We start from the raw sequence: 8,635 nt of genomic DNA on the forward strand, positions 1-8,635 counted from the left end.
AAGATGGGATGGTGATATATTACAATTAACTCATTGAAAAATGTTCCAAACCAAAGGAGAATCCCTGTACATGAGAACGATATTGGTCGCGGATGATGATGAAAATATAGTGGAACTGATAGGATTATATCTCCGAGCAGAAGGATTTCACGTTATTGAAGCAAGGGATGGGATGGAGGCGCTACGGTACATGGATGCGGAGCGAGTCGATCTTGTCATTTTAGATATAATGATGCCGAATATGGATGGGTGGGAGCTGTGCGAGGAGCTGCGCCGTTTACATCCTGATTTGCCTATCCTTATGGCTACAGCCAAAGGGGAACCCGGGCAGAAGGTAAGAGGATTCCAATTGGGAACGGACGATTATATAACGAAGCCATTCGATCCAGTGGAGCTGGTAATGCGCGTCAAAGCACTGCTTCGGCGTTACCGAATTGCATTCTCGCAGGTTGTGCAGCTTGGCCCGCTGCGCTTGGATCGAAGCAGTTATAAAGTAATGATGGAGGATGACGACTCTGTCATTACACTGCCACTGAAGGAATTTGAACTCTTGTTTAAGCTTGCGAGTTGCCCTGGGCAGATCTTAACGAGGGAACAGCTCATACAGGATATATGGGGGATGGACTATACAGGGGACGACCGAACCGTTGACGTACATATTAAGCGGCTCCGTGAACGATTTTCCAACTACTCGGAGATCTTTAATATTGTGACTGCTCGCAGCCTCGGATATCGTATTGAGGTATGTCATGATTAAGACCTTGTACGTTCAAGTGGTGCTTACGTTCATATTAGCAATTATTATCGGCATTATTGCCGCCTTTTCTGTGTCGGGGTTGTTGTTTCAGAAGGAAATGGAAGAAGTGTCGTACCGTCAATTGATGAATCTTGGTGATGACTTGGCTCGTCTGCGTACTTCGATGTCAGCATCTCAATTTAAGGATTATGTGATGTCGTTGAAGGCACTTACGATGTATGAGGTTCGGATATTGAATAGTGATGGAGACACTGTTATTCACCACAATGCGAAAGAACGGGCAGGTTACCCCATTAAGGCAGAACAGCTGAAGAAGGTGCTGGAAGGGGAGCGGATTCGTGCAATTGCGGACAATGATGAACAAGAGCCGATTATCGGGATCCCTATACAGATTGGTAACGAGCGTCAGGCTTTATTTTTGCAAATGTCGATTGGCGGGTTGGATGTAATCGGCCGATTTATTACAATGGTTCTCGTCATCGTGCTTGTTGTTGGCAGCTTATGTTTCCTGATCGCTGCCCGATTTGTTGTATTGCCGGTTAAGCGAATGACTGCAGCTACGAGGAAGATGGCAAAAGGGGATTTCTCGGCAGAGCTGCGCATGAGGAGAAGAGATGAGATTGGCGAGCTGGCGAATAGCTTCAATCAAATGGCTAAAGAGCTGAACCAGCTTGAGCAGATGAGGCAGGATTTCGTCTCCAATGTATCGCATGAGATCCAGTCCCCTCTAACCTCAATTATAGGATTCACTAAAGCTCTAAAATCGAATGTCATTCCGGAACAGCAGCGGGAGAGATATCTGCACATTATTTTAACGGAAAGTGAGCGATTATCTCGGGTAAGCGATAACCTGCTCCAGCTGGCCTCTCTGGAGTCGGATCATCATCCGATGAACATGAGAGCTTACGCGCTCGATGAGCAGCTTCGGAGAATTGTAGTGGCCTGCGAGCCGCAATGGAAAGACAAGACGCTGCATATGGATTTGCAGTTGACTCCTATAACGATTGTCGCGGACGAAGATCTGCTTAGCCATGTTTGGATGAATATAATCGGCAACAGCATGAAGTTTACGCCGAACAATGGGACAATTACCATTTCGTTAACGAACCAGCCGACAGGGTGGACGCAAGTGACGATTACCGATACCGGGATAGGTATCCCTGATCAAGAGCTAAATCGGGTATTTGAGCGGTTTTATAAAGTTGATCGGTCAAGGCGTAGAGATGGAAATGGAAGTGGTTTGGGACTGGCAATTGTCAATAAAGTCATAGCGCTTCATCAAGGGACAGTCACAATTGCGAGCCGTACTGGGGAAGGAACGACGGTGACGATTAGACTGCGATCGCCTAATGCGATGTAAGGAATTGCAATCATGAAATTTCTATATAAGAGAACGAATGGAACCATAGCCAAAGGAGAACCGCGGTTATGGTTTTTTTTATATCCACAAATTTGCAGAACATTATTGTAAAAATGTTCCTGAGTTCATACTCCGTTCATATTTCCTTGTTAGCGTATATCTCAAGCTATCGCAAGGGGACGCGGAGACGTTAAGGAGGAGGAAGAGACACACATTATGAATTCGTTGATTCGATTTTCAATGAAGAATGTGGCTGCGGTGTTCATTATCGTAGCAATGCTGTTCGGGGGAGGTATCTATGCGTCGACGGGCTTGAAAATAGACAACATGCCAGACGTTTCCATCCCGTATGTATTGGTGACTGCACAATATGCAGCACCCCCTCAGGACGTAGTGGAACAGGTTACGAAACCGATTGAGAAGAAGATCTCCGGCATGGAAAGAATCAAGTCGATATCTTCCACATCCAGTGACCAAACAGCGTCCATTCTTATCAGGTTTGAAGAAGGGGTGGATACTGATCGGAAGAAGGCGGATATAGAAAGCTTGATCCAAGAAATAGCGTTCCCATCGGGTGTAGAACGACCGCGTGTATCCACATTTGGGGTAGCCTCCATCCCTTCCTACTATTTAGCGGTATATGGAAAAGAGGGGGTAACGCAATCTCAATTAGAGGAGCATTTCACCAAGACGATTAAGCCGGGATTTCAAGCATTACGAGGCTTGGATCATATGGACGTGATCGGTGATCGAAGTACACATCTGAGCATAGGACTCCTTCCAGATAGGCTTCGTTCCTATGGGTTAACGCCTGCTCAGGTATCAGAAGCCGTCCGCAACGCTTTGGCATCAGGTCCGGCAGGAACAGTGGAATTGGAGGGGAATACGCTGCTTGCCCGCATGAACAACGGATTAACTAGTGTCAAGCAACTAGAGGAAATTGCTGTGCAATCCCCTCAGGGGGATACGATCCGATTGACGGAGCTCGGGAAGATCACTGAGATCTCGGAATCCAAGTTCATCGCGAGGCTGGATGATCAGCCGGCTATCGGTATTTTGCTATATAAGGCGAACGGAGCTAACGCGGTTGAATTCTCTACAGGTGCCGATCGTTTGATGAGCAAGTGGGAATCAGAACTTACAGGTGTAACCTTCAAGAAGGTCTACAATTATGCTGACGAAGTGAAGCAATCCATTGGCGGGCTTGTCCGGGAGGGATTAGTTGGTGCACTGCTTGCCTCTCTCATGATTCTGGTTTTTCTGAGAAATATGCGAATGACCTTAATCGTGCTCATATCCATTCCACTCTCCGTGCTTATTGCCCTATTGCTGATGAAATGGATGGATATCTCCCTTAATATTATGACGCTCGGCGGCATGTTTATTGCGATAGGCCGTGTGGTCGACGACAGTATTGTCGTCATTGAGAATATATATGCCAAGCTGTATCGGGCTGAGGAACGGAATGAATCCGTTATCGCGCTGGCGACGAAGGAAGTAGCCAATGCAATTACGTCATCTACGTTAACAACAGTGGGCGTATTTGCACCGATCGGCATGATCAGTGGAGCAGCAGGGCAGCTGTTCCGTCCTTTCGCAATTACATTGGCCTGCGCTTTGATGGCATCACTGCTCGTGGCTCTGACTGTTATCCCAATGCTGGCGAAGCTGCTCGTACTGAAGCAGGCTAATGTAAAGGGACATGATGCTGGAGAGCACAAGCCATCCAGAATTACGACCGGTTATCGCAAACTCTTAGAGTGGTCGCTCAATCATCGGATCAAGACATTGTTCATCTCAATTCTGTTGTTTATCGTTACAATGGTTGCGCTTGTCCCACAGCTTGCCTTTACCTTAATGCCAGAAGGGACACCGCCGCGTCAGTTCTTCTTCACCATTAAGCTGCCTTATGAGAATTCCTTGAAGGCGACAGATAATGTGATGAAGGAGATGGAAGCGGAGCTTCGCGCTGCTAAAGACGCACAGAATAAGCCGCTGTTCACGTTCATTGAGACGCTGGTCGGGTACGCAGGCGATCCGAATGCGATGCCATACATGGCCCAAATCTATACGGAAGTAAATGAAGAGGCTAATGTGGAGCAAGTAAGACGTGAATATAAAGCCAAGCTGGAAGCATATATTCCCGCTGGATCGGAGCTGGATACACGGACATTGACAGGGGACACCAGTGCAGCGCCGGATTTTGTATATGTGTTGTCTGGTGAAGATGCAGTTCAGCTAAGAGAGGCAGCGGCAATTATCAAGCAAGAAATGATCAAATTCCCTGAGTTGTCGGAGATCAAAGATTCGTTAAGCGAAGCTTCCTCTGAAGTGGTGATCGATGTCGATCCGCGGAAAGCGAAACAATTCGGACTAACACCGGCTATCGTCCAGGGCACACTGCAGACGTGGCTGTTCCAAGATAAGATTGGCGAGTATCGGTACCAAGAAGGGCTGTTGTCCACGGTAGTAGAGACGGAGAAGGGGTTGAGTGGTGATCTGAGCGCGGTTGGGCAGATTCAACTGAGAACACCGACTCAGGAAACCATTTCAGTTGCGGATATCGCTACGATTAAACGAGTGAAGTCCCCAGCTTCCATTAAGCGAGACAATCAGAAACAGGTCATCAATGTTACGGCGAAATTAAATGGACAGAACAAAGGCGGCATTAGTGCACAAGTAGCAGCCTCCTTAGATCTGATCCAACTGCCAGACGGGGTTGGACGATCCGTGTCGGGCATAAGTGCAGATATTGGAGACAGCTTTGGACAGTTATTCATAGCAATGGCTGCGGCAGTGTTTGTCGTGTACTTGATTATGGTACTTACGTTCGGCAATGCGACTGCTCCATTTGCGATTATGTTTTCCCTGCCGTTTGCAGCTATAGGCGGTGTGCTTGGTTTGATTGTTACGAATGAATCGATTAATATTACCTCCTTAATCGGTTTCATGATGTTGATCGGCATTGTAGTGACGAATGCCATTGTGTATATCGATAAGGCGCAGCAGCTGCGAGAAGCCGGACAGGATGTGAGGAGTGCGTTGATAGAAGCGGGTATATCCCGTTTGCGGCCTATCATCATGACGGCAGGAGCAACCATTATGGCGCTGCTTCCACTTGCATTTGGATTCGGCCACGGTACGCTTATATCCCGCGGATTGGCGGTTGTTGTAATTGGCGGCTTGACGGTATCCACATTATTAACGCTTGTGGTTGTTCCAATTATGTATGATATGATAGCTCGGCGTAAAAAAAACAAGAACCAGTTTCTTGATCAACAAGGGAATGGAGCAGCGCCGCTAACAGAAGGGAAGGAGACCTCATCATGAATCAATCCCATTTACGAAGCATGAAAATACTGCTTATGTTGATGCTTGCGGGAGCGGCTGTGGGAGTGGCTGGGTGCTCTGCGTCGGATCAAGTGAATGGTCCCGAAGCGACAAGCGAACAACATTCGCAATCTACAGTTGCAGAGGTTAAGACGACCGTTGTGACCAAACAGATCATGGGGGCCGCACCTGAGATCGTCGCTGATATTGCGCCGTCAGTGACGATAGACATCGTAGCTAAGGGTAGCGGAGAAATTGTGGCAGTGGAGAAGAAGCGCGGAGATCGTGTGAAGCGCGGAGAAGTGATCGCTCGGACGGATGTGTCGCGTATTCTTTCTCAAAAGCAGCGAGCAGAGCAGGCGTTGCAGAATGCCAATAAACTGCTGGAAACTTCACATGAGACGAAACGTGTGAACAATTCGGAAACGCGAATGTCCATAACGAAGATGGAAGAGCAAATCGAAGAGCAAACAAAGGCGTTGAATAAGCTGAAAAACGGCTATGATGAAGGCACTGTAGAAAAAGCTTCTGTAGAACAGTCTGAGCTGCAACTTAAAAATACAAAGTTTGATTTGCAAGTGTTGAAAATGAAGCTGGATACAGCGGAAAGACTTGCAGAGGATGTAGGTGCCGAGGATCAAATCTCGGCAGCAGAGTTTCAATTGAAAGAGGCGAAATTTGCGATTGCAGAAGCTGAAATCAAGGCTCCTACCGATGGCGTCTTGACAGAATGGACTGTGCTTGCTGGAATGAATGTGGCTCCAGGCACGAAGATCGGACGCGTTGCCAATGTCCACACCGTTCGCGTACAGGGGAAAGTGACCGAAGACATGCTTTCTCTGCTTCATGGTAAGAAGAAGTTGCCTTTCTATGTGTCTGGCAAGCCAGAAAAAAAGTATGAGGGCTCTATTACCTATTTATCCGCAGTTATGGATATGGACACACGTACGTATGCTGTGGAGCTGTTAGTGGATAATGCCAAGCTTGAATTAAAGGCGGGGATGAAGGTTCAGGTCATTCTTGCTGGGGAGAATGAACGCAAGGTTCCTGTCGTACCAGCAACTGCTGTCGTACGTGAACAAGGCTCTGCATTTGTGTTCATCTATCAAAATGGTACGGCGATTAAGCGCTCTGTCACACTTGGCACATTGGAGGATGCGATATATCCGGTAATTGAAGGATTGCAGGATGGAGAATCCATTATTATCTCAGGCCAGCACCAACTGAAGGACAAACAACAGGTGCGGCTTGCGAAGTAGAGGAGTTGACAAGATTTGAAACAGAAAACAATTCAGGTTGTGGCTTTTGCCGCTCTGTGCGGAATAATCATTGGGACTCTTCCGACAGAAGCGCTTGCTGCAGCCACAGATGGGAGCAAGTCAGCTAATACTGCTAATCAAACTACGCATCCTGCCAGCGCAGCGAAAGCGAAGCCAGTTCAGAAGCAGATACCGAAGGCTCAGAATTACTGGAAGAATAGGTTTGGATTACAGATTGACCTAACCAATGTGATTAATAGCGTAACGGACAAAGGGAAACAAGTTGCTGCCACCATGAAAATCAAAAATAATTCTAGCAAAAAGCTCCGTCTTCCTGATTATGAATTATATGTACTGATGGATAACAAAAAGGAATATGCGATGATATCTAGCGAGAACAGTGCTCGTGTTCTGTCTCAGGGCGAAGTGGTGGAGTGGAGGTTAATGAGTCATGTCGTCGAAGATGACATGGCGGCTCCTGTACGATTTATTTGGAAGGAAGTTAATCGGGAGGTATATCCGAAAAAGGAAACAGTCGTTGCGGTGATGGATGTCGTGCAGCCTGCATGGGAAAATGACTATACTCCAATTACCGATCCCGCCTTGATTAAGGAATGGGGGCAATCCTTCCAACTGCAAGCATTGTCGGATTCATCAATGCTTACGTATACGCCTGTAAGCATCATGAAGAGTTCAGGCAAGCCAGCGCAAGTGGCCGAGCGGTTCAAACAAAAGCTGGAGACGGTTCATGTGGTCACTTTCCGTGTCGTAAACAGGAACAATATACGCGAGAATGTCCCAGACATCAAATTGACGGCATGGTCGAACAACGATCTGTATCAGTCTACAAAACTGGGCAAGGCTCCTGAATCGCTCATGCCGGGTGAGGGCGCAACGCTGCGATACGCTGTAGAGACAGGTGCGAATACGGTGCTGACAGGATTGAAGCTATTAACCTCGGAATCGTTCCTGCCTCCTGGGGCGGCCGATCCGACCAAGGCTGCAACCTATCAAGTAGGGCGATTATATATTAACATTCCGAATCGAGGAACGAGTCAGGTTGTACCGACCGATTATAAGCTGCGGGATAAGCTGAATTTCAGCGATAGTACGGATTTATTTCCAGAGGGCTTGAATGTCTCGATGGAAGAAGAGACGCTGTTAGAGAACAAGGAGGCAGGATTCAGAGCACTTCTTCTCCGTTTCAAATTCGAGAATAAGAGCAGTTCCTCAATCACGATCCCATCCTATCAATTTGAACTGGAAGATAAGGATGGATCTCGATTTGGAGGGGAACGACTTGGTGCTAAGACGGATAAGAAATCACTGCTTCCAAGCGCTGCTGTAGTTGAATCTCACATGTTCGTGATCCCTGATGGCTCGAAGGAACCGGAGTTACTGCTGCATGTTGTCGACAACCGAGAAGAACAAACCTATCCTTTCATTGTGGATACGTTCCGTTTCAAGACGAGTTACGATAATACTGGAGACTTGCTGTTTGATATGTATCCATTCCAATTGAAAATTAATGATTGGGGAGGAAGCTGGTTGCGGGGCGGAGCTGACATGGTTCAATCGTCTTCGTATGCCTTAAGACTGAAACTGAATATTATTCGGGCGAAGCAGGTAATGAGTGAGCCGAACTTATCGAAAATCAAACTGGAGCTAACCGATCATAGCGGACGGATGCTTGGATCCAAGCTGTTCTCACTTGTTGAGGAGCCACTCTTGAGGGAAGGAGAACAGAACATCATTTTTGAGAACATTGATATGCTTGGCTTGAGTTATCCTGTCACGGTCAGCTTCTATGAAATGTTTGATACGCCATATGGACCGGTAAAGCGGTTCCTGGGTAGAGTGATAAGAAGTTAATTTTGACCAGAGATTAACTACTATGATAGAAGAGGGTTAGAGAATTATTTTCTCTAA

Annotated in this window: 5 protein-coding genes; all 5 read left to right on the forward strand. The window is 47.1% G+C overall.

Annotation, left to right across the window (positions count from 1 at the left end):
• The first annotated feature begins 70 nt into the window (after nt 1–70).
• On the forward strand, nt 71–757 hold the full coding sequence (locus BBG47_RS20250; RefSeq protein WP_065293217.1) for a response regulator transcription factor: 687 nt from the start codon (nt 71–73) through the stop codon (nt 755–757).
• Nucleotides 750–2,117: a sensor histidine kinase gene (locus BBG47_RS20255; RefSeq protein ID WP_065293218.1), complete on the forward strand. Its 1,368-nt coding sequence runs from the start codon at nt 750–752 to the stop codon at nt 2,115–2,117. The genes BBG47_RS20250 and BBG47_RS20255 overlap by 8 nt, the downstream gene beginning before the upstream one ends.
• 216 nt (nt 2,118–2,333) lie before the next feature.
• Nucleotides 2,334–5,447 carry an efflux RND transporter permease subunit gene (locus tag BBG47_RS20260; protein ID WP_065293219.1) on the forward strand — a complete coding sequence of 1,038 codons (3,114 nt, stop codon included), beginning with the start codon at nt 2,334–2,336 and terminating at the stop codon, nt 5,445–5,447.
• On the forward strand, nt 5,444–6,706 hold the full coding sequence (locus BBG47_RS20265) for an efflux RND transporter periplasmic adaptor subunit (protein ID WP_065293220.1): 1,263 nt from the start codon (nt 5,444–5,446) through the stop codon (nt 6,704–6,706). Before BBG47_RS20260 ends, BBG47_RS20265 begins: the two co-directional genes overlap by 4 nt.
• Nucleotides 6,707–6,721: 15 nt before the next feature.
• The gene (locus BBG47_RS20270) at nt 6,722–8,578 is read left to right on the forward strand and encodes a DUF4352 domain-containing protein (protein WP_065293221.1); all 1,857 of its coding nucleotides are present in this window, start codon (nt 6,722–6,724) and stop codon (nt 8,576–8,578) included.
• Nucleotides 8,579–8,635 lie beyond the last annotated feature (57 nt).

This window comes from Paenibacillus sp. KS1, from assembly GCF_001680695.1.
In the GTDB taxonomy this organism is placed as follows: domain Bacteria; phylum Bacillota; class Bacilli; order Paenibacillales; family Paenibacillaceae; genus Paenibacillus_B; species Paenibacillus_B suaedae.

Coding starts and splice junctions, on each gene's coding strand:
- BBG47_RS20255 (WP_065293218.1), top strand. CDS start 750: ATGATTAAGACCTTGTACGTTCAAGTGGTGCTTACGTTCATATTAGCA.
- BBG47_RS20260 (WP_065293219.1), top strand. CDS start 2,334: ATGAATTCGTTGATTCGATTTTCAATGAAGAATGTGGCTGCGGTGTTC.
- BBG47_RS20250 (WP_065293217.1), top strand. CDS start 71: ATGAGAACGATATTGGTCGCGGATGATGATGAAAATATAGTGGAACTG.
- BBG47_RS20265 (WP_065293220.1), top strand. CDS start 5,444: ATGAATCAATCCCATTTACGAAGCATGAAAATACTGCTTATGTTGATG.